General features: G+C 41.2%; 22 protein-coding genes and 1 riboswitch. Of the genes, 7 read left to right on the top strand and 15 right to left on the bottom strand.

The window, feature by feature from the left end:
- Positions 1 to 202: 202 nt before the first annotated feature.
- From lysS to metK, 15 genes are all read right to left on the bottom strand, one after another.
- A complete protein-coding gene (lysS, locus tag BV60_RS0118520) occupies positions 203 to 1,768 on the bottom strand; it encodes a lysine--tRNA ligase (protein ID WP_029324111.1) in 1,566 nt (521 codons plus the stop codon).
- Between the two features lie 232 nt (positions 1,769 to 2,000).
- Complete coding sequence (gene greA / locus BV60_RS0118515) at positions 2,001 to 2,480, bottom strand: transcription elongation factor GreA (RefSeq protein WP_029324110.1); 480 nt, start codon at positions 2,478 to 2,480, stop codon at positions 2,001 to 2,003.
- 360 nt (positions 2,481 to 2,840) lie between these two features.
- A complete protein-coding gene (locus BV60_RS0118510; RefSeq protein WP_029324109.1) occupies positions 2,841 to 4,442 on the bottom strand; it encodes a transposase in 1,602 nt (533 codons plus the stop codon).
- Between the two features lie 139 nt (positions 4,443 to 4,581).
- Entirely contained in the window at positions 4,582 to 5,550 is a 969-nt protein-coding gene (gene dusB, locus BV60_RS0118505; protein ID WP_035777888.1) for a tRNA dihydrouridine synthase DusB, read from the bottom strand.
- A gap of 26 nt (positions 5,551 to 5,576) precedes the next feature.
- The gene (locus BV60_RS23895) at positions 5,577 to 6,152 is read right to left on the bottom strand and encodes a DUF6145 family protein (RefSeq protein ID WP_242841005.1); all 576 of its coding nucleotides are present in this window, start codon (positions 6,150 to 6,152) and stop codon (positions 5,577 to 5,579) included.
- Positions 6,152 to 6,958 (bottom strand): type III pantothenate kinase, encoded by an 807-nt coding sequence (locus BV60_RS0118495; protein ID WP_029324104.1) that lies wholly within the window; start codon positions 6,956 to 6,958, stop codon positions 6,152 to 6,154. Before BV60_RS0118495 ends, BV60_RS23895 begins: the two co-directional genes overlap by 1 nt.
- A 25-nt stretch (positions 6,959 to 6,983) precedes the next feature.
- Entirely contained in the window at positions 6,984 to 7,787 is an 804-nt protein-coding gene (locus BV60_RS0118490; protein ID WP_029324102.1) for a biotin--[acetyl-CoA-carboxylase] ligase, read from the bottom strand.
- Between the two features lie 57 nt (positions 7,788 to 7,844).
- The gene (gene argF / locus BV60_RS0118485) at positions 7,845 to 8,828 is read right to left on the bottom strand and encodes an ornithine carbamoyltransferase (protein WP_029324101.1); all 984 of its coding nucleotides are present in this window, start codon (positions 8,826 to 8,828) and stop codon (positions 7,845 to 7,847) included.
- Positions 8,829 to 9,025: 197 nt separating this feature from the next.
- Positions 9,026 to 10,165 carry a cell wall hydrolase gene (locus BV60_RS0118480; RefSeq protein ID WP_029324099.1) on the bottom strand — a complete coding sequence of 380 codons (1,140 nt, stop codon included), beginning with the start codon at positions 10,163 to 10,165 and terminating at the stop codon, positions 9,026 to 9,028.
- Positions 10,166 to 10,394: 229 nt separating this feature from the next.
- On the bottom strand, positions 10,395 to 11,189 hold the full coding sequence (proC, locus tag BV60_RS0118475) for a pyrroline-5-carboxylate reductase (protein ID WP_029324097.1): 795 nt from the start codon (positions 11,187 to 11,189) through the stop codon (positions 10,395 to 10,397).
- 66 nt (positions 11,190 to 11,255) lie between these two features.
- Positions 11,256 to 12,071, bottom strand: a complete 816-nt coding sequence (locus tag BV60_RS0118470; RefSeq protein ID WP_029324096.1) for a TrmH family RNA methyltransferase — start codon at positions 12,069 to 12,071, stop codon at positions 11,256 to 11,258.
- A gap of 112 nt (positions 12,072 to 12,183) precedes the next feature.
- Positions 12,184 to 13,152 (bottom strand): 6-phosphofructokinase, encoded by a 969-nt coding sequence (gene pfkA / locus BV60_RS0118465; protein ID WP_029324094.1) that lies wholly within the window; start codon positions 13,150 to 13,152, stop codon positions 12,184 to 12,186.
- 113 nt (positions 13,153 to 13,265) lie between these two features.
- Positions 13,266 to 16,820, bottom strand: coding sequence for a DNA polymerase III subunit alpha (locus BV60_RS0118460; protein ID WP_029324092.1), 3,555 nt, complete (start codon positions 16,818 to 16,820; stop codon positions 13,266 to 13,268).
- Positions 16,821 to 16,918: 98 nt separating this feature from the next.
- A complete protein-coding gene (locus BV60_RS0118455) occupies positions 16,919 to 18,655 on the bottom strand; it encodes an ABC transporter ATP-binding protein (RefSeq protein ID WP_029324090.1) in 1,737 nt (578 codons plus the stop codon).
- A gap of 133 nt (positions 18,656 to 18,788) precedes the next feature.
- Positions 18,789 to 19,985: a methionine adenosyltransferase gene (gene metK / locus BV60_RS0118450; RefSeq protein ID WP_029324088.1), complete on the bottom strand. Its 1,197-nt coding sequence runs from the start codon at positions 19,983 to 19,985 to the stop codon at positions 18,789 to 18,791.
- Between the two features lie 147 nt (positions 19,986 to 20,132).
- Positions 20,133 to 20,226: riboswitch (SAM riboswitch) on the bottom strand.
- 243 nt (positions 20,227 to 20,469) lie between these two features.
- Between metK and BV60_RS0118445 the strand changes: the two genes are divergently transcribed.
- The 7 genes from BV60_RS0118445 to BV60_RS0118415 all read left to right on the top strand — a co-directional run bounded on the left by BV60_RS0118445 (position 20,470) and on the right by BV60_RS0118415 (position 26,605).
- On the top strand, positions 20,470 to 20,868 hold the full coding sequence (locus tag BV60_RS0118445; RefSeq protein ID WP_029324086.1) for a BlaI/MecI/CopY family transcriptional regulator: 399 nt from the start codon (positions 20,470 to 20,472) through the stop codon (positions 20,866 to 20,868).
- Between the two features lie 29 nt (positions 20,869 to 20,897).
- Entirely contained in the window at positions 20,898 to 22,067 is a 1,170-nt protein-coding gene (locus tag BV60_RS0118440) for a M56 family metallopeptidase (protein WP_029324084.1), read from the top strand.
- Positions 22,064 to 22,294, top strand: a complete 231-nt coding sequence (locus tag BV60_RS0118435) for a hypothetical protein (protein WP_029324082.1) — start codon at positions 22,064 to 22,066, stop codon at positions 22,292 to 22,294. Before BV60_RS0118440 ends, BV60_RS0118435 begins: the two co-directional genes overlap by 4 nt.
- 124 nt (positions 22,295 to 22,418) lie before the next feature.
- Positions 22,419 to 23,402 (top strand): hypothetical protein, encoded by a 984-nt coding sequence (locus BV60_RS0118430; RefSeq protein WP_029324080.1) that lies wholly within the window; start codon positions 22,419 to 22,421, stop codon positions 23,400 to 23,402.
- A 19-nt stretch (positions 23,403 to 23,421) separates the two neighbouring features.
- Positions 23,422 to 24,279 (top strand): fibronectin type III domain-containing protein, encoded by an 858-nt coding sequence (locus tag BV60_RS0118425; protein ID WP_029324078.1) that lies wholly within the window; start codon positions 23,422 to 23,424, stop codon positions 24,277 to 24,279.
- 175 nt (positions 24,280 to 24,454) lie between these two features.
- Positions 24,455 to 25,819, top strand: coding sequence for an MATE family efflux transporter (locus tag BV60_RS0118420; RefSeq protein WP_029324077.1), 1,365 nt, complete (start codon positions 24,455 to 24,457; stop codon positions 25,817 to 25,819).
- A 99-nt stretch (positions 25,820 to 25,918) separates the two neighbouring features.
- On the top strand, positions 25,919 to 26,605 hold the full coding sequence (locus tag BV60_RS0118415) for a YczE/YyaS/YitT family protein (RefSeq protein ID WP_029324075.1): 687 nt from the start codon (positions 25,919 to 25,921) through the stop codon (positions 26,603 to 26,605).
- The last annotated feature ends 113 nt before the right edge of the window (positions 26,606 to 26,718 follow it).

The following is a 26,718-nucleotide window of genomic DNA, read 5'->3' as shown; positions in this document are numbered from 1 at the left end:
AAACAAAAAAGCTGCTTCTTAGAAATTTTTACTTTCTAAAAAGCAGCTTTCATTACTTAATGTAAGCCTATGTCTCTCTATGATCATTTTTGTCTATCTGACATAACTTGGTAAGTTTTAGCCACGTTAGACATCAAAGTGTTGTCAAATTGTTGTCAAAATCCGTATCCCATGCTTGGAAGCCGCATGGTTACTGGCTTTTTCAGTCGATGTGCTTTAGTGTCGGGAAGAGCAACACATCCCTAATTCCCGCACTATTAGTAAGCAGCATACACAATCTGTCGATACCATAACCGATACCGCCCGTCGGAGGCATACCGATTTCAAGCGCATTGAGGAAGTCCTCATCTGTATGCTCAGCCTCTTCATCACCGGCTTCTGCATTGGCATCCTGAGCTGCGAAACGCTCTCTCTGATCGATAGGATCGTTAAGCTCTGAGTATGCGTTGCACATCTCCCATGTGTTGATGAAGAGCTCAAAACGCTCAACCTTCTCAGGATCTGAAGGCTTCTTCTTGGTAAGAGGTGAGATTGCAAGCGGATGATCCATGATGAATGTAGGCTGGATCAGCTTCTCCTCACAGAACTCTTCGAAGAAGAGGTTAATGATGTCGCCCTTAGTGTGACGATCCTCGAATTCAACATGATGTTCCTTAGCGATAGCCTTTGCTTCTTCATCTGTCTTAACAGCGTCGAAGTCAACACCTACATACTTCTTGATAGCATCGTTCATTGTAAGGCGCTCGAATGGCTTACCAAGGTCGATGATGTTGTCACCGTAAGGAATCTGAGTTGTGCCGCAAACCTTCTCAGCGAGGTAACGGAACATGCTCTCTGTGAGCTCCATCATTCCTTCATAATCTGTATATGCCTGGTACAGCTCCATAAGTGTGAACTCAGGATTGTGTCTGGTATCTGTACCTTCGTTTCTGAATACACGACCAATCTCAAATACTCTCTCAAGACCGCCTACGATAAGTCTCTTAAGGTAAAGCTCAAGTGAGATACGAAGCTTTCTCTCCTCATCAAGTGCATTGTAATGTGTAAGGAAAGGTCTTGCTGCAGCACCGCCTGCGTTCTCAACAAGCATAGGTGTCTCGACCTCCATGAAGTCTCTGCCTGCAAGGAAATTACGGATTTCCTGGATGATCTGAGACCTCTTGATGAAAGTCTCCTTAACCTCTTCATTCATGATGAGGTCAACGTAACGCTGTCTGTAACGTATCTCTGTATCTGTAAGTCCGTGGAACTTCTCCGGAAGAGGCTGAAGTGACTTGGATAAAAGTGTCAGGTCCTTAACATGTACAGAAATCTCTCCGGTCTTTGTTCTGAAAGCAAAGCCCTTAACGCCGATGATATCACCGATATCCATCTTCTTGAATGCAGCGTAGCTCTCCTCTCCAAGATCATTTCTTGAAACATAGAGCTGCATGCGTCCGGACTTATCCTGAAGGTTAGCAAAAGATGCCTTACCCATTACACGCTTACTCATCATACGTCCTGCAAGAGATACAACCTTCTCTGCCGGAATATCTGAAAGCTCGGGAGTGATCTGCTTACCCTCTGCATCTGTCTCGGGTACAACCTCCAATGTATCAAAGTTGTCTCTGATCTCCTGTGCATGATGTGTCTGATCATACTTTACGATCTGAAAAGGATCCTTACCCTCAGCCTGAAGGTTAGCGAGCTTCTCACGACGAACCTTCTTAAGCTGGTTAATATCTTCTGTCTTCTGCTGATTCTTCTGCTGATTCTGATTTTCTGCCACTTTTCTCCTCTTTCCAGCCAATCCACTCATCTGACGCTTTTGGCCATTTGTCCTCGCTTCATTTCTCTCATCGATAATGATCACGAACTGATTTTAATTGGTTTGACTTAATAACTATTTCAAAATGTAAAAAAGGGGCAAATTTTCATTACCCCTGCTTTTTTAACTATTGTTATATCAAGAAATGTTCTTAATATCTGAACAGCACTTCTAAGTCTCTGTTCAGGAATTCTTATTTACGAACGATCTCAAGAACCTTATACTTGAAGTCACCCATCTGTGTCTCAACGATGACTTCTTCTCCAACCTTTGCACCGATAAGTGCCTTACCTACAGGTGACTCGTTACTGATTTTACCCTTAAGGCTGTTAGCTTCTGAAGAACCAACAATGCTGTACTGAACTTCCTCATTGGCATCAACGTCAAGAAGCTTTACCTTTGCACCAACGCTTACCTTATCAAGATCAACGTCCTCGTCAACTACGACTTCAGCATTCTTAAGGATTTTCTCAAGCTCCTCGATACGAGCCTCAATGTCACGCTGCTCATCTTTAGCTGCATCGTACTCGGCGTTCTCTGAAAGGTCACCCTGCTCACGTGCTTCCTTGATTCTCTCAGCAACTTCTGCTCTCTTTACAACCTTAAGATCGTGAAGCTCATCCTCGTAAGCTTTAAGTCCTTCATAGGTTAAAATGTTCTTTTTCTCTTCCATTTCTGTACCCTTTCTTATATGAATTTCGCTTGCGAAATTCCAGCGCCGAGCCGGCTGCAGTAAGCAGCACCTTTATTATGCACAAGTGCGCATCCTCGCAGAGCGATTTACCATATAGATACTACTATATGATAAATAATACGGACACTATGTCCGTGTTATACTCACTTACAATCCATAGCATTATATATGAATAATTATATAAAGTCAAAATAACTTTTTATTAATATAATGATGTAGGTGCCAAAAGTCACATTTATACGTGACCTTGACATGTATTTTGAACATTGATAACTGAATAAAACTATGTTTGATGACAGATTTCCTTATTGAGGAGCATATTCATCCCCTTTATTACCGTCATTCCATAACCAATGCCCGGCATTTCGATTTACCTTTAATAAACCGCATCAGTTTGGCGAAATTTTGGGCACCAACTTTAAAGCCAAAGCGGTATTTTGTCTTTAGCTTTCCACGGACAGGCATTTTATCAACGCCATATTTATTTCTGAGGATTGACGGTGAAGTCTCTACACCGTTCCTGATTCTGCCGATTTTATTTCTGGTATCATCATCCAGAATCTCCAAAGATCCTAACAAACGTTTTCTGGAGTTTAAGGATATAACCATTGTGGCAGTCCGCTTCTTCAGCTTCGGATTGCATTCACATCGGTGCGGACAGTTTTCACATGTTTCTCTTGTGAAAGATACTCGTGCGCTGTTTGTCTGTTTTATGTAAGAAGTGCTCTTTGGAACATTTCCAGCAGGACATTTTGATACCGTACCTTCAGTTGTGATCTCAAATTCAGCAAGTATAGGATTTGGTTGTTTACCAATAAGGCCTGTTGAGAAAACTGCAATGCCTTTTTTAGCAGCCTGCATTTTTATCTCATGGCTGTCATAAGCTCCATCGGTTATAAGCGCTATAGCTTCAGGAGATTCTTCCTGGTTGTCGATGTATTCCTTGATGAATGATGCATCACTTCTGGTATTCACATCATACTGGTAGTCTGTGATAATGGATCCATTTTCACCAACAGTTTCTGTGAGATTGGCTACATATCCGCGGTGCTCTTTACCAGCCTTACTTCTGAAGGTTGCCTCCGGATCAGCTGGATTCTGAAGAATAGTGGCATTCATTTCACCTTTATCTTTCGGAATGATATGGCCATTGCCATCATCCTTGGTCTGTTCTGAGATTGCTCTTTCAAGCAGTTGATAGTCAGTGGTTTCTCCATGGGTATCCTTACATGTTGGAAGAAGTTTGACCGCATCATCGATTACTTTTTGAATCCGTTCTGACTGAGGGATATCCTTTTCGTAATATACGACACGATTCCTGTTGTTAGGATCCGCATAAGCTTCCAACCCTTTGATCTTGTCATTGTAACCGCCTCGTTTAAGGCTTGCTACAAGATTTGACAAGCAGGTATACAACAGTTCCAGACGTCCCATCTTCTTGATGTTAGACTCAATCATCATACTGTCCATACGTCTAATGTTAGGGTTTAAGTCCATGAACTTGCAGATATGATCAGAAAGCGAAACCATACAACACTCATGAACAAGGTCGATACCAGTCACAAGTTCATAAGCTGAGACTCTTTCACGGAAACGGCTGAAAGTCCTGTCACTGATTGGCTGCTTCTCAAAGCTGGTAGTATGAAGAGCATACTGATAACGGAAATCAAACTCCATGGTTTCGATCATCTCATCCTCAGAAATGCCATTGAACTCAGCAAGCATCATTGCGCCAACGATAACATTTATTGGAGCGTTTGGTCTTGAGTTGGTACTACTGCTGTATAATGGAGCAAACAGCATCTCATTGATGTTTACAAAGATCTCTTGCGAAAACTGATGAGCCCATGAACTTTCAAGCATCTTCTGTTTTCTTTCTGAGAGAAATGTAAGAGAATCAAAAAGAGACACTTGCTGATGATCATTTAAGATGAATGACATGGCTGAAACCTCGTTAAATACTGGATTTGATACTAATATTTTACCGCAGATCAGCACTAAAACATAGCTTTATTCAGTTATCAATGTGCATTTTTAGGGTGTTTCTATACTTTTGACACCCACATCATATAATAATTATCTATATATAGTCATTAACACCAAATACCACAGCACATGCTTCCTTAAGTGAATCCATATCATTCATCTGGTTTATCATCGCTCTGAATTTAGCTGAACCCGGAAGTCCTGTTGTATACCAGGACATATGCTTTCTCATTTCTCTTATTCCGATATACTCGCCCTTATATTTAAGCTGTAAATCCGCATGACGTATGACCATATCATACATTTCCCGCATAGTGGGTCTTTGAGGAACACTTCCATTTTCAAGATAAGCTATAACCTCACGGAAAATCCAGGGATTCCCTTCAGCTGCTCTTGCAATCATAACTCCGTCGCAGCCTGTCTCTTCAATTAATGCCTTTGCGCTCTCTCCGTCAGTAACATCACCGTTTCCTATTACGGGAACTCTTACCGCTTCCTTTACCTTTTTTATAATCGACCAGTCAGCATTTCCACTGTAGTACTGTTCTCTTGTTCTTCCGTGCACAGCAATTGCTGCTGCTCCGTTCTCCTCTGCGGCAATTGCACATTCCACTGCATTTACACTTGATTCTGTAAAGCCTTTCCTGATTTTTACAGTCACGGGTCTGTCTGTCACTTCCACCATAGCCTTAACTATTTTTCCGATCAGCTCCGGGTTCTTCATAAGTGCTGACCCCTCACCGTTTCCAACCACCTTTGGAACAGGACATCCCATATTTATATCAAGGATGTCGTAATTTTTTTCGGAAATCATTCTTGTAGCCTCTGCCATAACCTCAGGCTCGCTGCCGAAAAGCTGTAAGGAAACCGGTCTCTCAGCAGGATGTATCTCCATCATATTATCCGTGTTTTTGTTTCTGTAAGTAATGGCCTTAGCACTGACCATCTCCATACATACAAGACCTGCTCCCATCTCACTGCAGAGCAGACGAAATGGCAGGTCTGATACCCCTGCCATTGGTCCTAGTATTATATTATTTTTTAATTCCACATCTCCTATCATTAGCGGATGCAGGTAATCATTGTATCTCACTCGTCGTCCTCGCTAAGAATCTCGCTCATATCCTCATGAAGGATCATTGCCTTATAATACATCTGAAGTGCCTCGAACAGATCCTGTCTTTGTCTTCTGACTTCACCTATCAAAAGTCCGGCACTTACTTCATCATATGTGATGTCCTCTTCACTCCTGGTCGTCTCCATTGTGATCATTCCATCATCTTCAAACTCGATAGTGAAAATGCCACCTGCCTCCTGTGTAAAAAGAACACTTATGATATGCAGCTCCTTCTGAATACTCTCCGGAATTTTCTTGAAAAGAGGATTAAAGTAATACTTCATCTCATATGCATTGGCACCGCAAAGAATTATTCTCCCTCCTGCAGATACACTTCCAAGTGAACCATCCTCGGTTACAACCTGAATATCTGATACTTCTTCACCGGTCTCTGCATTGGTAATCTTACCTGTCTCCTTATTAATTATAAGTCGTCTTCCCGTACCCTTGTCCGCATTTAAAGTATCTGAATGGATCCTCTCCTCATCACCCGGACGGGATTCTTCCTTATAAACTTCTCTTGTTTCTTTTTCTTCCTTATTACTCATTATACCCCCGGTTCAAATTCATCATTCTTCGGTTTAGTTTTTTTGTTTTTTTCATAGATAATGCGCAGTCCATGTATAAGCAGATTCGGATCATAAACATCGATTTCATCGCATTCTTCTGAAATAAGTCTTCCAAGTCCGCCTGTGGCAATAACCTTTATATCCTTTAGACCGGATTCACGCTTCATCTCATTGATGATGTACTTGGTCTGTCCGATCTGTCCGTAAACAAGTCCTGCCTGCATTGAACTTATGGTTTCCTGTCCAAGAATACTGTCCGGCTTTTTGATCTCAATTTCAGGAAGTTTTGCTGTATCCTGCCAAAGGGCTTTTGCGGAAATCCTTATTCCGGGGCTTACAACTCCCGCAAGGAAATCACCCTGCTCATTTATAAGTACATATGTCGTTGCTGTTCCAAAATCAATAATTATTGCCGGGCCTCCATAAAGCTCCTGTCCGGCTACAGCTCCTGTCACAAGGTCAGGTCCCACTTCATTGGGATTTTTTATAAGCAGCTTTATTCCCGTTTTGATTCCGGGGCCCACTATGTATGGTTGTTTTCCAAGATATTTCACCATGGAATTTACAAGTGCGTGCATTACCTTTGGAACTACACTTGAAATTATAATTCCATCAATTTCATCCCTGCTTATTCCGTTATTTCTGAGCATTGCGATCAGATTATTGCCATATTCGTCAGAAGTATGCTCTGTCTGCGACATCATACGAAAAGAAGCAACAATCTTCTTTCCTTTTAAAACACCAAATGCGATATTTGTATTTCCAACATCTACTGCTAAAAGCATATTCACCTCCGGCATCCCAGCCCTTTTATACATACCCGTAAAGGCCTCTGACGCTTACTTCTCCGGCATTTATCTCCGTGCGCCTTCCGTCTTTACAGGTTACAACGAGTGCACCTTCATCTGTTATTCCGTCTGCTACTGCTTCATACTCTCCCTTTGGGTCAAGAATTCTTACTTCTTTTCCTATATTGATAAGCCTGCTTTCATAGGTATTCTTCAGCATTCTTAAGTCCTGCGCCTTCACATAATTCTCGTAGTTGCTCTCAAAATGCTTCATACAAGCCCCAATAAGAGCTGCTCTGTCTGTATTGTTGCCTGTCTCTGAAAAAACAGAACCTGCGGTATTTCTTATCTCCTCAGGAAAAAGTTCTATTGGCTGATTTACATTTATTCCGGCTCCTATTACCACGAAATAATCCTTCTGATCAGGTTCCATGTGAAGTTCTGTAAGAATACCACAGATTTTTCGCTTATTCAAAACAATGTCATTTGGCCATTTAATGTTTGTCTTTACTCCGGCAACTTCGTCGATAGCTTCAGCAATCGAAAGTGCCATGATAAGTGTCAGTCCTGCTGCCTTATCCATCGGAATCTTAGGTCTTATCATAAGACTCATGAAAATATTGTACCCAGAAGGACTTATCCATTTCCTGCCCCGGCTTCCTCTTCCGGCATCCTGCCGATCAGCCACTGCAAGAAATCCACTTTGTCTGCCCTCATCGCCTGCTGCCTTCGCTACGTTATTAGTTGAGTCTATTATATCAAAGAATGAAACTTCCTTCGCTACCCATCTGGTATCGATCATTGTCCGGATTTTATCTATATTCATCTTACTGTCATATCTGCCTTAGTGAACCATTTTATAGTCAGGCCATATCTTTCTTTTTTAAATTGTTGCATACATTACAGCCTTGATCGTATGCATACGATTCTCTGCTTCCTGGAACACTATGGACTGAGATGATTCAAATACTTCATCCGTTACTTCCATCTCATTAAGTCCAAACTTTTCCTTTATCGTCTTGCCAATGCCTGTTCCGAGATCATGAAAAGCAGGAAGGCAATGCATAAATACTGCCTGTTCTCCGGCATTGTCCATAATACTCTTAGTTACTACATAGGGCTTAAGGTCGTTTATTCTCTCTTCCCAGATTTCATCGGGCTCACCCATGGAAACCCACACATCTGTAGAAATAACATCTGCTCCTTTGGTTGCCTCCATAGGATCTTCGATAAGATCGATTACTGCTCCTGTCTTTGATGCAACCTCTCTGCAGGTATTAACAAGCTCTTCGCTTTGCCAGTACTTCTTCGGAGCACATGTTGTAAAGTGCATTCCCATTTTCGCACAGGCTACCATAAGTGAATTACCTGTGTTATATCTTGCATCTCCCATGTATACCATATGTATGCCTTTTAATTTTCCGAAATGCTCACGGATTGTTAAAAGATCTGCCAGCATCTGGGTCGGATGGAATTCATTTGTAAGTCCGTTCCATACCGGTACCTTTGAATACTTTGCAAGCTCTTCAACAATTGACTGTCCGAAGCCTCTGTACTCGATTCCGTCGTACATACTTGCAAGTACACGGGCAGTATCTGCTATGCTTTCCTTTTTCCCTATCTGAGAGCCTGTAGGATCAAGGTAGGTAGTTCCCATTCCAAGGTCATGTGCAGCCACTTCAAAAGAACATCTTGTTCGTGTGCTTGTTTTTTCAAAAATAAGCGCTACGTTCTTTCCCCGATATTCGTCATGAAGAACACCGTTCTTTTTCTTTTCTTTTAGTTCTGCCGAAAGGTCAAGTAAATACTCTATTTCCTCAGGTTCAAAATCAAGTAATTTAAGAAAATCTCTTCCGTGCAAATTCACTGCCATGATAACTCCTCCTTCTATATATGCATATTTATATCTGACTTAGTCCGTTCTAATGCCTGTCTATATCTGCCGACTGTTAATCAGATATCCTTTTTTACTATAGTGTAAAAAGTATAAAGCAAAAAGCCTGACCGCAGATATATCCGCAATCAGGCTTTTATTTTACCACAAAACGAAATTTAAAAATACTATTACCAGAATACGTGAGCACCGATAACCTGACCGTCATGGCCTCCGGCACGTCTGAAGTGTGTAGCTGTTCCGCAGGTCGTCTCGCCTGCAAGTGCTGCCTGTGCAGCCTGTATACAACTATCAGGAATATTTCCCGCATATACTCTGTCAACAGATCCGTTAAGAGCCGGTGTAAACTGACCGGATGCATAAATAACTCCGGGAATAGTTCCGGCATAAGCTCCGCTCTTAACACGGTTCATAACAACCGCACCAACAGCAACCTTACCTTCATAGGACTGGTTACCTGCTTCACAATAAATAAGTGCTGCAAGGAGTCTTGCTTCATCTGTAGATGCCGAAACAGCACCTGTATTCTGAGTGAGCTTTGCCTTCTCGGCTTTTTCCTGCTCTTCAGCCTTTTTCCTTGCTTCTTCAGCTTCTCTTGCAGCTATGGCTTCGATAGTCTCGCCTTCGTCAATCCTGAAATCTGTAGCTACAAAATCAGTCTGCACATATCCGGTCTGGTCATTGTAATCAACTGCTATCCAGCCATTACCAAGATCCTCAACCATATCGACGAAGCTGTTATCAGTTATCACACCAAGAACCTCAGCTTCATCATTATCCTCTGCTCTGATACGAAGAGCATCACATTTACTTGTTACAAGCTGTACGCCAACTTCCTGTGCAAGAGCCTCTGCCTCTTCTCCGAAAAGCAGATAATCATCCTTGGCCCAGCCTACCAGATCACCGGACTGGATCTTAGTCCAACCATCCTGCTGTTCTATGATCTTACCGCCGCAATCCTTGTAAAGTACTCCGACCTTTTCAGATTCATCATCAGGTGAAACCCGGATATTCATGGCCAGTGAAACATTTGCCATTACTAATTTGGAAGATTCCTCTTCTTCCTCATACTCTTCTTCGTCCATAGCTTCGTCATTGATGCTCTGGGCAAACTCATGAGCCTTTTCAACTTCTTCATCAGAAATCTCTGCAACCTCTGTAGGATTTAAAAGGTTTCCGACACCTACATCATTACTCGTTAAAATACTTGTTGTTCTAGCCTTTACAATTTGGCTGTTGGAAGTTCCGAACAATATAATCGCCATTGCGAATGCCAGACCTACATGCATTAACGTTCCTGCTTTTTTCATGTTTTTTTGCTTCCTTTTTAAAAATGTTACAAATTGTTAAAATAAAACACTTCGCCATTGTAACAAATATATGTTTTTTTGTCAAATTATAGCCAAAATTATCATAAAAAAGACTCCCTGAATATCAGGGAGCCCTTGAAAATACAAGCATTATTAATTGTTGCAACTTTTATACGCTATAAAAATATACTAAATTTCGTCTGCCATTTTTAGTGTAAATTATAGTTTTTTACAGTTCTTTACTTCTCTCAACAGCGGCCTGAACCGCATCCATTACGATGCCTCTGAATCCGGCTTCTTCCATTACCTTAACAGCTTCAATCGTTGTTCCTGCAGGTGAGCATACCATATCCTTAAGCTCTCCCGGGTGCTTACCTGTCTCAAGCACCATCTTGGCACTTCCAAGTACTGCCTGCGCTGCGAATTCATAAGCCTGCTTTCTGGGCATTCCTCCAAGTACTGCAGCATCTGCCATAGCTTCGATAAAAAGAAAAACATACGCAGGTGATGATCCGCTTACTCCCGTAACCACATCCATCAGATTCTCGGTCACAACATTTGCGGTACCGCAGCTTCTCAAAATCTCAAGCGCAACATTAAGATCCGAATCATTACACAGATTGTTGGGACAAACCGCAGCGCATCCCTCTCCTACAAGTGCGGGAGTATTAGGCATAACTCTTACGATTTTTACAGGCTTTTCAAATTCCTTCGCGATCCACTCAAGACTTTTTCCGGCAGCAATACTTATCACCAGCTTACTGTCATCCACATCATCCATTATGTCTGCAATTGCAACCTTTAAAAACTGAGGTTTTACAGCAAGAAGGATTACATCCGCATCCTTTGCCACGTCTGAATTATTGTCTCTTATCTGAATTCCGAATTTTTTTGCAGTGCTTTCTCTTGCCGCTTCCATCGGGTCTGAACCGATAATATCCTGAGGATCGAAAATCCCCTTGGAAATGATGCCTCCCATAAGTGCCTTCGCCATGTTACCAAGTCCGATAAATCCAATTGTCATACCAAGTCCTCCTCTCTATTTCTGTAAATGCATGTTTTTATCTGGCTAAATGTTGTAGGATATTCTTTACTGTCTTCTCTGTCTTGCCGCTTCAAATGTCAAAATTGCTGCAGATGTAGCTGCATTCATTGACTCTACTTTTCCCAGCATTGGAATTAAAACATAATCAGTTGCTGCATCTGCCGTTACCTTTGTAAGTCCGTTGCCTTCGTTACCTATAATAAAGGCCGTTGCATTCTTGTAATCTATCTGATCGTAATTCTTTTTACCTCGAAGATGAGCAGCATAGCTGGTCACTCCATAACTGTCTTTCAGATTTTTCACCGTGTCCGGTATAGAATCTGCATAAATAAAAGGAACCCTGAAAATCGCTCCCATTGTTGAACGCACAACCTTCGGGTTGTATACGTCAGCCATGTCACTACTCATGATTATTCCGGTGATTCCTGCACCTTCCCCGGTCCTGAACATATTTCCGAGATTACCGGGATCCTGAATATTTTCCAGGATCAAAAGCAGCGGAGCATTACTAACTGCTCCACCATTTATTACGTCCTGCAGAGTCCACTTCTTTTGCTTTACCACAGCAATTACACCTTGAGGAGTCTGGGTATCAGCCATCTTTCGCATAACGTCGTCTGACACTTCTTCAAAGCTTATACCCTCATCCGATTGTATTTCTTCTATTATATTGCTGTCCTCTGCAGATAGATTAGAGAGAAAATGAGATGTTGCATAGACCTCTCTGATATCCTCTAACGGAGCCTCTCTGAGCATACGTATTCCTTCAACCAGGAATACTCCGTCCTCGCGTCTTGCTTTTGCTTTTTTACTATATTCTGCGATTCTTTTTATTCTGGAATTGTTTGTGCTGGTGATCATAAAACCTCATTCCAACTTCCCCTTAGGGAGAAGGTTCGTAATTATTGAAAAAACCTTCCCGCAATGGGGAAGGCTTTCATAACAATTAAAGCCTTTAAGGCTTTTGTTTCTATTATAATATCTTACTGATCTCGTACTGATATTCATTGATAGACTTCTTCATAGCAAGTGCCTCATCAATGTCATAATCAACGAACTGACCGTTTCTGTATGCTACTACACGGTTTGTCTTACCTGCTGTAAGAATATCCGCAGCATAGCATCCCATCATGGAAGCATAAACACGGTCTTTACAGGTCGGGCTACCACCACGCTGCATGTATCCAAGGATAGAAGCTCTGGTCTCAAGACCTGTAGCTGCCTCAATACGGCGAGCCATAGAAGCTGAATGTCCGATGCCCTCAGCATTAAGAATAATATGGTGTGTCTTACCCCTCTTACGGTTATCAATAATGTTATCAATAATACGCTGTTCGTTGTAGTCATATTTCTCAGGAAGGAGAATATCATCAGCTCCGTTAGCGATTGCGCACCAAAGAGCGATATATCCTGCATGACGTCCCATAACCTCAACGATACTTACACGCTCATGTGATGAAGATGTATCTCTGATCTTATCGATAGCATCCATCGCTGTATTTATAGCAGTATCAAATCCGATTGTATAATCAGTACATGCAATATCAAGGTCGATTGTTCCGGGAAGACCTATTGTGTTGATACCCTGAGCTGAAAGCTTCTGAGCACCTCTGTATGAACCGTCACCACCGATAACAACCATTCCGTCGATACCGTGCTTTCTGCAGATCTCAGCGCCCTTCTTCTGGCCTTCCTCAGTTGTGAACTCCATACATCTTGCAGTTCCGAGGATTGTACCGCCTCGCTGAATGATATCAGCAACGCTTCTGCGATCCATGTCATAAATCTCTTCATTAAGAAGTCCCTGGTAGCCCTTCTTAATACCTTTTACCTTAAGTCCGTTTGCAAGAGCCTTACGAACAACAGCACGAATTGCTGCATTCATTCCGGGCGCGTCACCACCGCTGGTAAGAACTCCGATTGTTTTGATTTCTTTTGCCATATCAGGTAATACCTCGTAATTGATAATTCTTTGTCACTTTTTACGCTAATATATTAGCGCAAAATTCTGCAATCTGCAATTGCGTAGTAGAGAAATTTAGCTTTTTTTATTAATTAAACAACTCTTAAATTTTCGGCCCCAAATTTTTCCGCAAGGATTGCAAGGGTCTCGTCATCGGCTTTTACTTTAAGTGAAGATGAGAGTTTCTTGATCTGCTTTGTTTCCTTAAGGTAAATATTTACCTGATCTCTTGCCCCCGGTCCCTTCACTGTTGAAAGCAGTGTCTCTTCAAGAAGCTTTGCATTTTTCTCATATGACTCTTTATTATCGAACTGAACCCACAGGTTTCTCGGCACTTCGTCAAAAAGCTGTATTTTCGATGCTATAAGCTTTGCATCCTTGTCTTCCTCAGCATTTACGCGCCCCTGAATAAACACCTTGGCATCATCATTTAATCTGCCCACATTTGATTCATAGGTCTTGGGGAAAACTATTACCTCGATAGTGCCCACAAGATCCTCAAGTGTAATGAATGCCATAACCTGGTCTGTCTTAGTGTACTTTGTCTTTTTATCTGAGATTATTCCGCCTACAGTCACCGTTGAATTATCCCTGACTACCGTGCTGTTTGTTTCATCGTCAAGATAAAAGTCCGTGGTTTTTGCGGTAATATGCTTTTTCCAGAGTCCTTCATATTCCTCGAGAGGATGTCCCGAAAGATATACATCCAGTACTTCCTTCTCAAATTCGAGGCGCATGTCCTTGGGATATTCCCCGACATCGGGCAGCTTTATCTCAAACTGCTCCTTAACTTCCTTTGGCGCAAAATCAAACAGTGACATCTGTCCCGCTACGCTGTTCTTATTCTTATCGTGAAGCTGATCCATCATCTTGGCATAGACGCACATCATCTGTTTTCTGGTGCCTCCGAGGCTATCGAGCGCACCTGCTTTAATGAAGTTCTCCACTGCCCTCTTATTTATGTCACCGTAAGGCTCCATTCTTGACAGGAATTCATTTATATTTCTGAATTTTCCGCCTGCTTCCCTTTCTCTGACAATAGAGTCAATTATGGGTCTTCCCACTCCTTTGATGGAAGTAAGAGCATATCTTATGGCTTTACCGGAAGTCTTAGGATTAGTATTCTTCCTTCCCTCTCCGGAACCTGAAGCGCTATTTTCCTTTTCATCATATCTTGCAACTGAAAAACCTGCATAGCCTTCATTTATATCAGGAGGAAGAAGTTCTATTCCTGCATTTCTGCAGGTCATTATGTAATAGGACACTTTTCCCTGATTATCTATAACAGATGTCATAAGTGCCGCCATGAACTCTACCGGAAAATAGTATTTAAGCCATGCGGTCTGCATTGATACAACCGCATAACATGCTGCGTGAGATTTGTTAAAGGCATACTTTGCAAAGTCCATCATGGAATCATATATTCCATTTGCAACATCAGCAGACACACCGATTGCCTTACATCCGGGAACGCCCTCTTCCTCGTTTCCGTTAACGAAGTTCTCGCGCTCAACCTCCATGACATGAAGCTTTTTCTTACTCATGGCACGTCTTACTTCATCGGCTCTTCCAAGGGTGTATCCGCCCATCTTCTGAACTATCTGCATAACCTGTTCCTGATAGACAATACATCCATAGGTAGGAGCAAGGATCGACTCAAGCTGCGGAGCAGCATAGGATATGTTCTGCTTATCCTTTTTACCTGCTATATACTTAGGAATGAAGTCCATGGGACCCGGACGATAAAGTGAGATACCTGCTATGATATCCTCCAGTGACTGGGGCTTTAGCTCTTTCATGAAAGACTGCATGCCGGCACTTTCAAGCTGGAATACGCCCTCACAATGTCCGCTTCCTATCGCTGCAAGGACCTCAGGGTCATCATAATCAATTTTATCTATGTCTATGTAGTTGGGATCCCCGGGCTTTGCCCCTATTGATTCGTTGGCAAACCTCGTCGCATCCTTTATTACCGTAAGGGTACGAAGTCCGAGGAAGTCCATCTTCAAAAGTCCGAGCTCTTCTATGGTAGTCATGGTAAACTGGGTGGTCAGGTTTCCTTCAGCAGAACGAGACAAAGGAACCAGGTCTTCCGCAGGCTTCTGGCATATAACAACGCCCGCTGCATGAATTGATGTATGCCTGGGGAGTCCCTCAAGCTTTTTACACATATCTATCAGATGCTTAACCTGCGGATCCGATTCGTACATGGTCCTTAGCTCTGCATTCATCTCAAGTGCTTTTCCCAAAGTCATCCCCAGCTCGCCCGGAATCATCTTGGCAAGGTTATCACCGTAGCTGTAGGGAAGGTCAAGAACTCTTGCCACATCACGGATAACTCCCTTTGCCTGAAGGGTTCCGAAGGTGATGATCTGTACAACCTTATCCGCACCGTATTTTCTTGTGACGTAGTCTATTACTTCCTGTCTGCGTTCATACTCGAAATCCACGTCTATATCAGGCATGGATACACGCTCGGGATTTAAGAATCGCTCGAACAGAAGGTCATACTTAACAGGATCGATATTTGTAATATGTATACAATATGAAACAACGGAACCTGCTGCCGAACCACGCCCCGGTCCTACCGCAATTCCATTCTCACGGCAAAAATTAATGTAGTCCCACACGATAAGGAAATAGTCTACATAGCCCATCCTCTGAATTACGGAAAGCTCGTAGTCAAGCTGCTTCTTGATCGTTCCGTCGTCCTCGGGATAGCGCTCCTTTAATCCATCATTACAAAGCTTATTAAGATATGTCCAGGAGTCATAGCCTTCCGGTACCTCAAAGTGAGGCAGTTTTGTCACGCCGAACTCAATTTCAACGTTACACCTGTCAGCAATCCTCTGTGTATTTTCAATCGCCTCCTGGGCATAAGGGAAAAGAAGCCGCATTTCCTCTTCGCTCTTTACATAATACTGCCCGCCGACATATCTCATTCGATCCTCATCACCAACCTTTTTACCTGTCTGTATGCACAAAAGAAGATCGTGAGGTTCAGCATCCTCAGCATAGGTATAGTGACAGTCATTCGTAACCACAAGAGGAATATCCAGCTCCTTAGACAATGTAAGAAGCGCTGAATTCACAGCATGCTGTTCTGAGATGCCGTGGTCCTGCATTTCAAGGAAAAAGTTGCCATGCCCGAAAATATCATCATATCTTTTGGCGGCAGCCCTTGCCTCATCCAGATCCCCTCTGGTTATTGCCTTGGGCACTTCACCTGCAAGACAAGCGGAAAGACAGATAATACCTTCGTGGAACTCTTTTAAAAGTTCAAGGTCAACTCTGGGTTTATAGTAATAGCCTTCCGTAAAACCACGGCTTACTATATGTGAAAGATTCTCATAGCCCTTATTGTTTTCCGCAAGAAGCACCAGATGGTAGTATCTGTTTTCGTTTACTCCCATCTCCTTCTCAAAGCGAGAACCAGGTGCAACATATACCTCACAGCCGATAATAGGCTTGATACCTTCCTTTTTCGCCAGTTTATAAAATTCTATAACTCCGTACATGACTCCGTGGTCCGTTATGGCACCTGCTGTCATCCCGAGTTCTTTTATTCTTTTTACATAATCGGCAACCTTGTTGGATCCGTCCAACAGGGAATATCCGGTATGTACGTGTAAGTGTGCAAATGACATGTATATTACCTCATCAACAATGAAGTTCCGCTCTCGCGTCGCTCGCCGGAACTAAGTAGTACACTAAGCTCGTAAGGACCTCGCTAAGTGATTACTTATTATGCAATTCCTACCTGCATATAAAAATACTTTGCGTAGATTCCGTCTTTTTCAAGGAGTTGTCTGTGGTTGCCCCTCTCCTGAATTCCGTCGGAGTCCAGAACGATAATCTCGTCTGCATTTCTAATAGTAGAAAGTCTGTGGGCAATTGTGATCGTGGTTCTACCGGCTGCAAGTCTGTCCAGACTTTCCTGTATATATCGCTCGGATTCATTGTCCAGAGCACTGGTTGCCTCATCCAGGATCAATATTGGCGGATTCTTAAGAAATACTCTTGCTATAGCAATGCGCTGCTTCTGTCCACCTGAGAGTCTTGCTCCACGCTCGCCAACCATAGTGTCATATCCGTCAGGAAGAGAAGATATGAACTCATCAAGGTCAGCCTTTTTCGCTGCATCCATTATATCTTCAAGACTGGCTCCCTCCCTGCCGTAGGCGATATTCTCACGAATGGTTCCATTAAAAAGATACACCTCTTGCTGTACGATACCAATGACACTTCTCAAAGATTTCTGTGTAAGGCATCTTACATCCTTGCCATCAATTTTCACAGTGCCCTTGGTAACATCGTAGAATCTCGGAAGCAGGCTGCATATGGTAGATTTTCCTCCGCCTGAGGGACCGACTATCGCAACCTTTTTTCCTGCATCAATATGAAGATCTATGTGGTCCAGAACTCTCTCCTCATCGTCATTGTAAGAAAAGGATACGTCCTCGTAATCCACATCTCCCTTGCAGTCTGTCAGAACTTCCGCATCAGGAGCATCCTCAATCTCAGGCACCACATCCATCACATCGCGAAATCTCTGGAATCCCGCAGCGCCCTTCTGAAGCTGCTCTGTGAACTCGATAAGTATCATGACCGGTCCTATGAACACGTTTATGTACAACGCATAAACCGCAAGATCCTCTACAGACAAGGTTCCCTTCGCAATGAAGAGTCCGCCGAAAACAATTACCGCGATATACATAAGTCCTTCAAAGAAATTGTTTCCCGCAAAGAACATCGCCATTGTCTTATAATTTGCCTTTTTGGATTCAAGAAAGGCCTCATTGCTCTTTTCAAACTTCGCTTTCTCTATGTCTTCACCGGTGAAGGATTTAACCACGCGAATCCCGCCAAGTGTGTCCTGAAGAGAAGAATTGATACCGGCAATCTTTTTCCTGTTATCAAAGAAAGTCCTTCGCATGATTCCGTTTTGTACATATGAGAAAAAGGCCATACACACTACAATCGCTACAAGGATCAGCGTCATCGGTACGTTCATTGTCATAAGAATAATAAAAGAACCCAAGAGCTTAACTGTGGATATGAAGATATTCTCCGGACCATGGTGCGCAAGCTCTGATATATCAAAAAGGTCTGACACAAGCTTACTCATCATCTCGCCGGTGTTGTTCTTATCATAGTAAGAAAAAGAGAATCTCTCGAACTGTTCGAAGAGATCGCTTCTCATCCCCGATTCCATGCGGGCTCCCATCATGTGTCCCTGATAAGTTACATAGTGCTTACACAAAAATCTCACTATGTACATAATAAGCATCACTACTGCCAGCTTCATCACTCCTGCAATAACCTTTTCAGGAGCCTCAAGAAAAAGCGTCTGCCGAAGAACCCTCAGCAGCTGCGGAAAAACCAGATCGATCAGCGACAGAATCGATGCCGCTACTAAGTCCAGCAAAAACACTCCGATATATGGTTTGTAATACGGGATAAATTTTTTCAGTAAGTCCATATATGTCTCTCTCCTATCCAAAAACATCACCTATTCAATATACCATATAAAACACCCTCTATGCTGATTATCTCAGAATAGAGGGTGTCAGAAAAAACACTTTTAGATTAGTGCATTTTTCAGTATAAATGCATTATGCGTTAACTGCCTTCTTAAGCTCCTCAGCCTTGTCTGTCTTCTCCCAAGGAAGGTTAAGATCGTTGCGGCCGAAGTGTCCGTAAGCTGCTGTCTGCTTGTAAATAGGACGACGAAGGTCAAGCATCTTGATGATTCCTGCAGGACGAAGGTCGAATACCTTACGAACAGCCTCTGTAAGCTTCTCATCAGAAACCTTACCTGTGCCAAATGTATCAACAAGAATTGATGTAGGCTGTGCAACACCGATAGCGTATGAAAGCTGAATCTCAGCCTTGTCAGCAAGGCCTGCTGCTACGATGTTCTTTGCAACGTAACGAGCTGCGTAAGCACCTGAACGGTCAACCTTTGTGCAATCCTTACCTGAGAAAGCACCGCCGCCGTGACGAGCAGCTCCGCCGTAAGTATCAACAATGATCTTACGACCTGTAAGACCTGCATCACCCTGAGGTCCGCCGATTACGAAACGGCCTGTGGGATTGATATAAATCTTTGTATTGTCGTCAACCATAGCGCTATCTACTACTGCATCGATAACATACTTTCTGATGTCAGCGTGGATCTGCTCCTGAGTAACCTTATCATCGTGCTGGGTTGAAACAACGATAGCCTCAAGTCTTACGGGCTTACCATTCTCATCATACTCAACAGAAACCTGACTCTTACCGTCTGCTCTAAGATAAGGAAGAGTTCCGTCCTTACGAACATCTGTAAGCTTCTTTGTAAGCTTGTGAGCAAGTGAGATAGCATAAGGCATAAGCTCTTCTGTCTCGTTTGTAGCATAGCCGAACATCATACCCTGATCGCCGGCACCAATTGCTTCGATCTCCTCGTCAGTCATCTTGTTCTCTCTTGCTTCGATAGCCTTATCAACACCCATAGCGATATCAGCTGACTGCTGGTCAAGAGCTACCATAACAGCACATGTGTTACCGTCAAAGCCCTTCTCTGAGCTGTCATAACCGATCTCAACGATTGTATCTCTTGCGATCTTAGCATAATCTACAACAGCCTTGGTTGTGATCTCACCTGTAATAAGAGCAAAACCTGTGCAAGTAGTTGTCTCGCATGCAACACGGCTCATGGGATCCTGTGCGAGGCATGCATCAAGGATAGCATCAGAGATGTTATCACAAATTTTGTCGGGATGGCCCTCTGTAACTGACTCAGAAGTAAAAATAAACTTTTCTGCCATTTTAAGATTCCTTTCTGCGCTCACAGCGCTCAAACAAAAATTAAAGTCCATCTGGTTGCGTAGCCAAATGGACCTGATATCAGATAATCAAATCCTCTTATTGCTCGCAGATCCTATCGGCAAATATGTTGCAAGCCGATACTCGATCACTTACTCACTACGCTCAGGTTGGCACCTTCCGGCTGTCCGGGGTTGCCGTGGCTTCACAGATCCTATGTATCTCCACCACTCTGAATAAGAGAAATGTCACAATATTGAATTGTCATATCTTTTAGATACACTACTATATTAATTTAATTCTTGCAAGATGTTTTTAAAAAAATAATTCCAAACAATATATAGAAAAAGTATTTCTGATATTATAAAATGATAATACATTACATTTTTAACAATTAATTACAAAAACTGTTTTCTTGAACAAAAAATGAAAATGCGTTCAAGAATCCTGCGTTCCGCAGGACCAAATCTATATATGGAGGTAATCATGAAAAGTAAAGATTTGAATCCACGCGAAAAAGAACTAATGGAACTATTATGGAAAAGCTCTGAAGCCATGACAAGCACAGACATGCTCTCAAAACTGGATCCTGAGAAATGGAATAAACTAACAGTTTTCAGAATAATCAATAGTCTTATCAGCAAAGAATTTATCGTCGTAAATGGTTTCGAGCAGTACAACACACAGTACGCAAGGAAATTCACTTCAGCTTTTACCAAGGAAGAATATCTTGCCGGAAAAATGAAAGAGGATGGAATGAGCATTAAATCATTAAGCGCAATAGCGCTTGCTTTCATGGGAAATGAGCTTCCAAAAGGTAAAAAAGAGCGTAAAGAATTAATAGATGACCTTCAAAATGTCATAAATGAATTGAAAGAACAATAATGCGGGATATGTGAGAGGATATAACAGGTATGACAACAATAAATATATTTGTTGATTTTTTTACGGGAATACTGGCTAGCAGTTTATGTATTTTTATCATTTACTTCCTCCGAAAAAACTTTTTTAAAATTGGAGTATTAAGTCTTTCTGGTCTTGTTTTTATATATGGTTTATGCACATTCCGCGCTTTGGTTCCATTAGAGTTTCCTTTTGCAGTTCCTGTAAAATTCCAATTACTAATGCCAATTACTGATATTCTGTTCTCTAAGTCCATACAAATATATGGAGCAGTTTTTTGGGGCTGGCAAATAGCGAGTTTCATTTATTTTATCATTGTTCTATTATTTATAACTCGCCTTATCATCTACTATGGTAAAGCCAACAAAGCCATACAACGCACCCAACGCATAACAAACAAAAATACAACAGCTCTTCTTAGCAAAATAATAAGCGAAGGAAATCATCCAATCCACCCAAGGCTCTTAGCATCGCACTGTATAGATAGTCCCATCAGTATAGGAATATTCAAACCTGCAATTATTTTGCCGTTAAATTACCAAAATATTTATGAGGACATAGAGTTATATTACATACTCAAACACGAGTATATCCACATCCTGAATCGAGATTCGCTAAAAAAACTTTTGATAAATATCGCCTCATGCCTTCTTTTCTGGAATCCATGCATATATTTATTAAAAAAGGACTTCATTCATTCTATAGAGCTCAGATGTGACAAAGCTGTTCTTTCAAATATGTCTTCAAAGGCAAGGGAAGATTATCTAACAACTTTACTGACCGTATTAAAGAATAAAAATTCAGAACATATATGTATTACTTCATGTGAACCAGCTTTAAACTTTGTATCAAATGAATCCATATATATAAAGGAGAGATTCGAAACAATAAAAGATTATTCCGATACACATTTTCAAAAAGCAATCATTTTTATTCCAATCCTGGTAACATCCATTGTTTTTTGTTCTTATATATTTATTCTTCAACCCAATTATAATCCTCCAATAGAAGATATTATTGAAGATTCTGATTGCTATGAAATCGACATGACTACTGACTATATTGCTGTTTCAGAAAGTGGAAATGCCACAATATTCTTAAAAGACGGGACAACGATATCCGCAACAGATGACGATATTGAGTGGTTTATTAAATATGGTGGAAAGGTGATATATAAATGAAAAAAGCAAAAAAATATTTAATTCTTATGGGAATATGCTTCATATTTTGTGGAAATAATCAGGGCATGGTTGCCAAATCGATGTGTCCAAATACAGTAATTGCAGATTCTATTACAAGAGCCAAAGCCATAGTAACTAAAACTAGAGTGTATCATGGAAAAAAGCAACATAGAAGGTGGGATAGCCTAAATCATAAATGGGTGGATCCTCATTGGATTGATGACTAACGAAACGAATATCAATACTGTTATCTTTTATTGATAACAGTATTGATATTTAGATTTTAGATATCTATAATAAATACATGAATCATTCTTCTGATTCAAGAAAAAATAAAGAGAGGTATTTATTATGAAAAAAGTAGTAGCATTATTGATGGCGAGTATTATTACTGTTTCAACTCCGATGGCAACAGTACATGCCGCATCTAGCGGGGAACGGAATCTGGAGGATGAACTAATCTCCTCAGGCAATGAGAATGAACTCAACGGTGAATCATCTGAACAAGCTGGTGAGGATGATTTAATCGGAGCATCTCTGTGGGCAAACAAAGACGCCACTGGAAGGGGACATAGCACTTTCGCACCATATGTCATGGAGTATTTTAGCAATCATTCCAGCAAAAACCAGGCGCTAATCCAGAAATGCTTACTCTTTGGATCTGAAAATGCTGATAATGCATTACTCCATAACAAAGAAGTGGACAAAGTTCAACTGCATGGTTTCAAAAATTATATTCTTAGCCTTAATGCTTTATGGCTATATGCAAGAAAAATATCTATCTCCAACCAGACAGATGCAAATTGCAGAGCACAAATTGTAAATGAGCTACCCATGAAAAACCAGAATGAAAGACGTGATATAGATATCCTGCTTCAAACAATTCCTGAAATATACAAACTTTACAAACAAAAAAACGGAAATAATCCAACAAATTTCGAAAAACAATATTTGGTATTAGGACTTGCCCTTCACCTAATTGGTGATATTTATGCGCACAGAACAGTACTAACTCTCCAACTGTATAAGCAGGCCATAAAAGACGGTACAATGAAAAAAAGCGACTTCAGCAAACGATATGACGAATTTATAACTAAGGTTCGCAATGGCGAAATCCACTGTTCCAACATCGACGTATACATGAATAATCCTGGCAATAATATGTTATATGAAGATAATACAGCGTTTTTACCCAATAGGTATAAGTACAGTAGAGCTAGTGCCAAGAAATTCATTAGTAATTATGTAAGAAATGGGTCTATTTTTCAGGCAGATTATCTGAAAAGAAACGCAGCTGATGGAATCACATTAGACAAATTTGATTCATACAGGTGAATAATATAGGAGCAAACGCATGAAGAATATTAAGAAAAGTCTACCAAAATTACTATTTTTATTATCAGTCGTTATTCTACTTATATTATCCTGTAATACAACTTCCTTAGCAGCTTCAAATTTCAAGTTACGTAAACCTCAGATTACAGATATCACTAAAACAAAGAACTCTATAACAGTTGAATGGTCACAGGTTGAGGATGCAACCGGCTATAAAATCTATATTTCTGATAACAAATCAAAAGATAAATGTATTGCTACTGTTAATGATCCTAATGTAACCAGTTATAAAATCAAAGGCCTTAAAAGTGGTACAAAATACAAACTTAAGGTAAAAGCTTATAAGAAGGGAAAAGAAAAAAATACGTTTAGTGCTTCGAGTCCATCAAAAAATGCTAAAACAGAATTTGGTTTAGTCAAAGGTCATTTTAGTTGTAAAAAATTTAGTATCAGTTGGAATTCATCCCAATGGAAACCCGAAGAAGTATATTCCAATTTAAATCAAATCTCTCTTCACACAAAAGATAGCCGTTATCTCGATAGAGGTTACTTATATATTGATACTGTCGAGCCAGCTTATAATGTAAAAGGAAAAGGCTTAGATAAATATGTTGCATGGTACATTAAATATGATAATTCCAACATACATTCGCACAAATATAAGAGATTAGCAAATAGAAAAATTGATGGAAAAACATTCGCTGTTTTATATGCCACAAACACTAGTTATGGAAAAAACAATACAACACTACTCTATAATGATAATGATGAAATATTAGAGATATGCTATTCTGTACCAGATAACGCAACGCATCCAGAGAGAAAAATGGAGCAAATTAGAGATTTGTTATCAACTATCAAAATTAACAAAAAATAGATTTTTAGTTAAGGGTTGCCGATAGGCAGCCCTTATCTTATATAAAAAGGAACCTAAAGAAACAAATTTTGGTACAACAATATGCCATCCCTTTATGCTACACTTTATATGTATTATGCAATAAACATTATTCTCAGATTTTCAATAATTTAAAGCAGCATTAAGGATATTAAAGATGGCACAGAAAACTACAACAAGAGATATGACAAGCGGTTCCATACTAATGCAGATCATCGCATTTTCCATGCCGCTTATGTTCGGTAATATTTTTCAAATGTTATATAACACCGTGGATTCAATCGTGGTGGGGAATTTTGTAGGGAAAGAGGCCCTTGCGGCAGTCGGCTCCACCACCATGATCGTAAATATGCTGGTGTTCTTTTTTAACGGCTTCTCAATCGGAGCGGGAGTTTTGATCTCCAGATATTTTGGAGGCAAAGACTTAAAAGGCCTACATCTTGCAATCGAAACCACAATAACTACCACCCTTGTATTCTGTGTCCTATTTACAATAATAGGAAGCGCAGGTGTCGTTCCGATGCTGAAATTCATGGCAACTCCCGATGATGTAATGCCCGAAGCCACCACCTACCTTAGAATATACTTCCTTGGTTTTTCAGGGCTTCTCATCTACAACATGGGAAGCGGAATACTTAGAGCTGTAGGAGACACCACAAGGCCTCTTATGTTCCTCATTCTGACAAGCCTTATGAACATCGTGCTTGACCTTGTTTTCGTAATAGGTCTCCACACAGGGATTGCAGGTGTCGCCTATGCGACCATCATTTCTCAGTTTATTTCTGCCATTTTGACACTCATGCTCCTCACAAGGACAAACGATATCTACAAGCTTGTTTGGAAAGATCTGACGCTTGATAAGGCTATCCTGAAAAGTATATTTATGGTAGGCTTACCCGCCGGTATTCAGTCTGTTATCACAGCCTTTTCAAATGTATTCGTTCAATCCTATATAAATCACTTCGGTTCAAGCTGTATGGCTGGCTGGAGTAGCTACAACAAACTCGACACCTTCATCATGCTGCCTATGTCCAGCTTAGCTATGGCTGCCACCACCTTTGTCAGTCAGAACATCGGTGCAGGAAAAGAAAAGAGAGCAGAAAGCGGTACCAGAACCGCCATTCTACTCTCAACCTTTGTTACTTTTGTTATTGCACTTATGCTTTACATTTTTGCAAGACCCGCCATCAGACTCTTTTCATCAGATGAGTCGGTTATTGAATTCGGAGCACTTTTCATTCAGACCAATGTGTTCTTCCTCATCGCAAACTGCGTAAACCACACTCTCGCTGCTGCCCTCCGAGGCCGCGGTGATTCAAGAGGCCCCATGGTCATCATGATCGCGACCTTTGTTGTAATAAGGCAGATATACCTTTTCGTGCTGACACATTACATTGTTAATGACCCCAAATGGGTTGGTTTCGGATATCCGGTGGGCTGGATGTGCTGCTGCGTTGTAGAGCTTCTCTACTACAAGTTGAAGTGGAAAAAGAAGAATGCAGACCATCTACTATCTGAATGATATAGTTCATAAACCACACAATTATACGAATACATGTCACAAAATGACATTGCTGCGCAGGAAACTCTCTGTTAAATTCTTCTCCGGAGGATTTTATCTATGTTAAAAAAGATTGACGCTGAAATGAAAAGACGTCTCGCCATGACCCTTGGCGGTGTTGTGATTGCAGGCTTTTCTGTTGGAATGTTCCAGTTCTCAGTGCTTGGAATGGATCCCTTTCAGGTATTTGCGCATGGAATATGGTCACAGGTACAGCATATTATGACAAGTGGTTCGATCAAGTTGTTTACGGAATTTGATCCCAAGCACCCTGCTATAGGCTACGGCCTTATCTACATGATAATCAACATGGTTCTTCTTATTGCAGACTTTTTTCTTGATAAAAAGAAAATAGGCATCGCCACTTTTATAAACCTGTTCCTTGTAGGATATGTTGTGGACTTCTCCTATGGAATTTGGATAAAGCTCATTCCTGAGCCTACTTTTATTATCAGGATTATTTTCCTCATTGTAGCGATCATCATAATGTGTTTTGCATCAGCGCTGTATTTTACCAGTGATCTTGGTGTATCAACCTATGATGCGATTGCACTTACGCTCTCTGAGAAAAAAGGATGGGATTTTAGATTTGTAAGAATCACAACCGACCTCATCTGCACAGGACTTGGCTTTGTAATGGGAGTTCTTCCGGGAATCGGAACGATTATCACTGCATTTTTCATGGGACCTCTTATTGAGTTCTTCAATGTTCATGTTGCAAGGCCGATAAGATACGGAAAAAAGTAATAAACTCAAAAAAAGAACCGCAAGTGCGGTTCTTTTTTTCCCTCATCCGTCAGCTTCGCTGACACCTTCCCCCAATGGGGGAAGGCTTTCTTATTTCTTAATCTTCATCGTAA

The organism is Butyrivibrio sp. AE3004, assembly GCF_000703165.1.
Taxonomy (GTDB): domain Bacteria; phylum Bacillota; class Clostridia; order Lachnospirales; family Lachnospiraceae; genus Butyrivibrio.
Note: the sequence above shows the minus strand (reverse complement) of the source record. Positions and strands in the feature narration are given on the sequence as shown.

What these genes read in the sequence shown, in the direction of transcription:
- pfkA (WP_029324094.1), bottom strand. Translation starts at nt 13,152, where the DNA reads ATGGCAAAAGAAATCAAAACAATCGGAGTTCTTACCAGCGGTGGTGAC.
- dusB (WP_035777888.1), bottom strand. Translation starts at nt 5,550, where the DNA reads ATGATAGGAGATGTGGAATTAAAAAATAATATAATACTAGGACCAATG.
- BV60_RS0118420 (WP_029324077.1), top strand. Translation starts at nt 24,455, where the DNA reads ATGGCACAGAAAACTACAACAAGAGATATGACAAGCGGTTCCATACTA.
- BV60_RS0118430 (WP_029324080.1), top strand. Translation starts at nt 22,419, where the DNA reads ATGAAAAAAGTAGTAGCATTATTGATGGCGAGTATTATTACTGTTTCA.
- BV60_RS0118445 (WP_029324086.1), top strand. Translation starts at nt 20,470, where the DNA reads ATGAAAAGTAAAGATTTGAATCCACGCGAAAAAGAACTAATGGAACTA.
- BV60_RS0118440 (WP_029324084.1), top strand. Translation starts at nt 20,898, where the DNA reads ATGACAACAATAAATATATTTGTTGATTTTTTTACGGGAATACTGGCT.
- metK (WP_029324088.1), bottom strand. Translation starts at nt 19,985, where the DNA reads ATGGCAGAAAAGTTTATTTTTACTTCTGAGTCAGTTACAGAGGGCCAT.
- BV60_RS0118480 (WP_029324099.1), bottom strand. Translation starts at nt 10,165, where the DNA reads ATGAAAAAAGCAGGAACGTTAATGCATGTAGGTCTGGCATTCGCAATG.
- greA (WP_029324110.1), bottom strand. Translation starts at nt 2,480, where the DNA reads ATGGAAGAGAAAAAGAACATTTTAACCTATGAAGGACTTAAAGCTTAC.
- BV60_RS0118455 (WP_029324090.1), bottom strand. Translation starts at nt 18,655, where the DNA reads ATGGACTTACTGAAAAAATTTATCCCGTATTACAAACCATATATCGGA.
- BV60_RS23895 (WP_242841005.1), bottom strand. Translation starts at nt 6,152, where the DNA reads ATGAGTAATAAGGAAGAAAAAGAAACAAGAGAAGTTTATAAGGAAGAA.
- BV60_RS0118470 (WP_029324096.1), bottom strand. Translation starts at nt 12,071, where the DNA reads ATGATCACCAGCACAAACAATTCCAGAATAAAAAGAATCGCAGAATAT.
- BV60_RS0118435 (WP_029324082.1), top strand. Translation starts at nt 22,064, where the DNA reads ATGAAAAAAGCAAAAAAATATTTAATTCTTATGGGAATATGCTTCATA.
- BV60_RS0118415 (WP_029324075.1), top strand. Translation starts at nt 25,919, where the DNA reads ATGTTAAAAAAGATTGACGCTGAAATGAAAAGACGTCTCGCCATGACC.
- proC (WP_029324097.1), bottom strand. Translation starts at nt 11,189, where the DNA reads ATGACAATTGGATTTATCGGACTTGGTAACATGGCGAAGGCACTTATG.
- BV60_RS0118460 (WP_029324092.1), bottom strand. Translation starts at nt 16,820, where the DNA reads ATGTCATTTGCACACTTACACGTACATACCGGATATTCCCTGTTGGAC.
- BV60_RS0118510 (WP_029324109.1), bottom strand. Translation starts at nt 4,442, where the DNA reads ATGTCATTCATCTTAAATGATCATCAGCAAGTGTCTCTTTTTGATTCT.
- BV60_RS0118490 (WP_029324102.1), bottom strand. Translation starts at nt 7,787, where the DNA reads ATGAATATAGATAAAATCCGGACAATGATCGATACCAGATGGGTAGCG.
- BV60_RS0118495 (WP_029324104.1), bottom strand. Translation starts at nt 6,958, where the DNA reads ATGCTTTTAGCAGTAGATGTTGGAAATACAAATATCGCATTTGGTGTT.
- BV60_RS0118425 (WP_029324078.1), top strand. Translation starts at nt 23,422, where the DNA reads ATGAAGAATATTAAGAAAAGTCTACCAAAATTACTATTTTTATTATCA.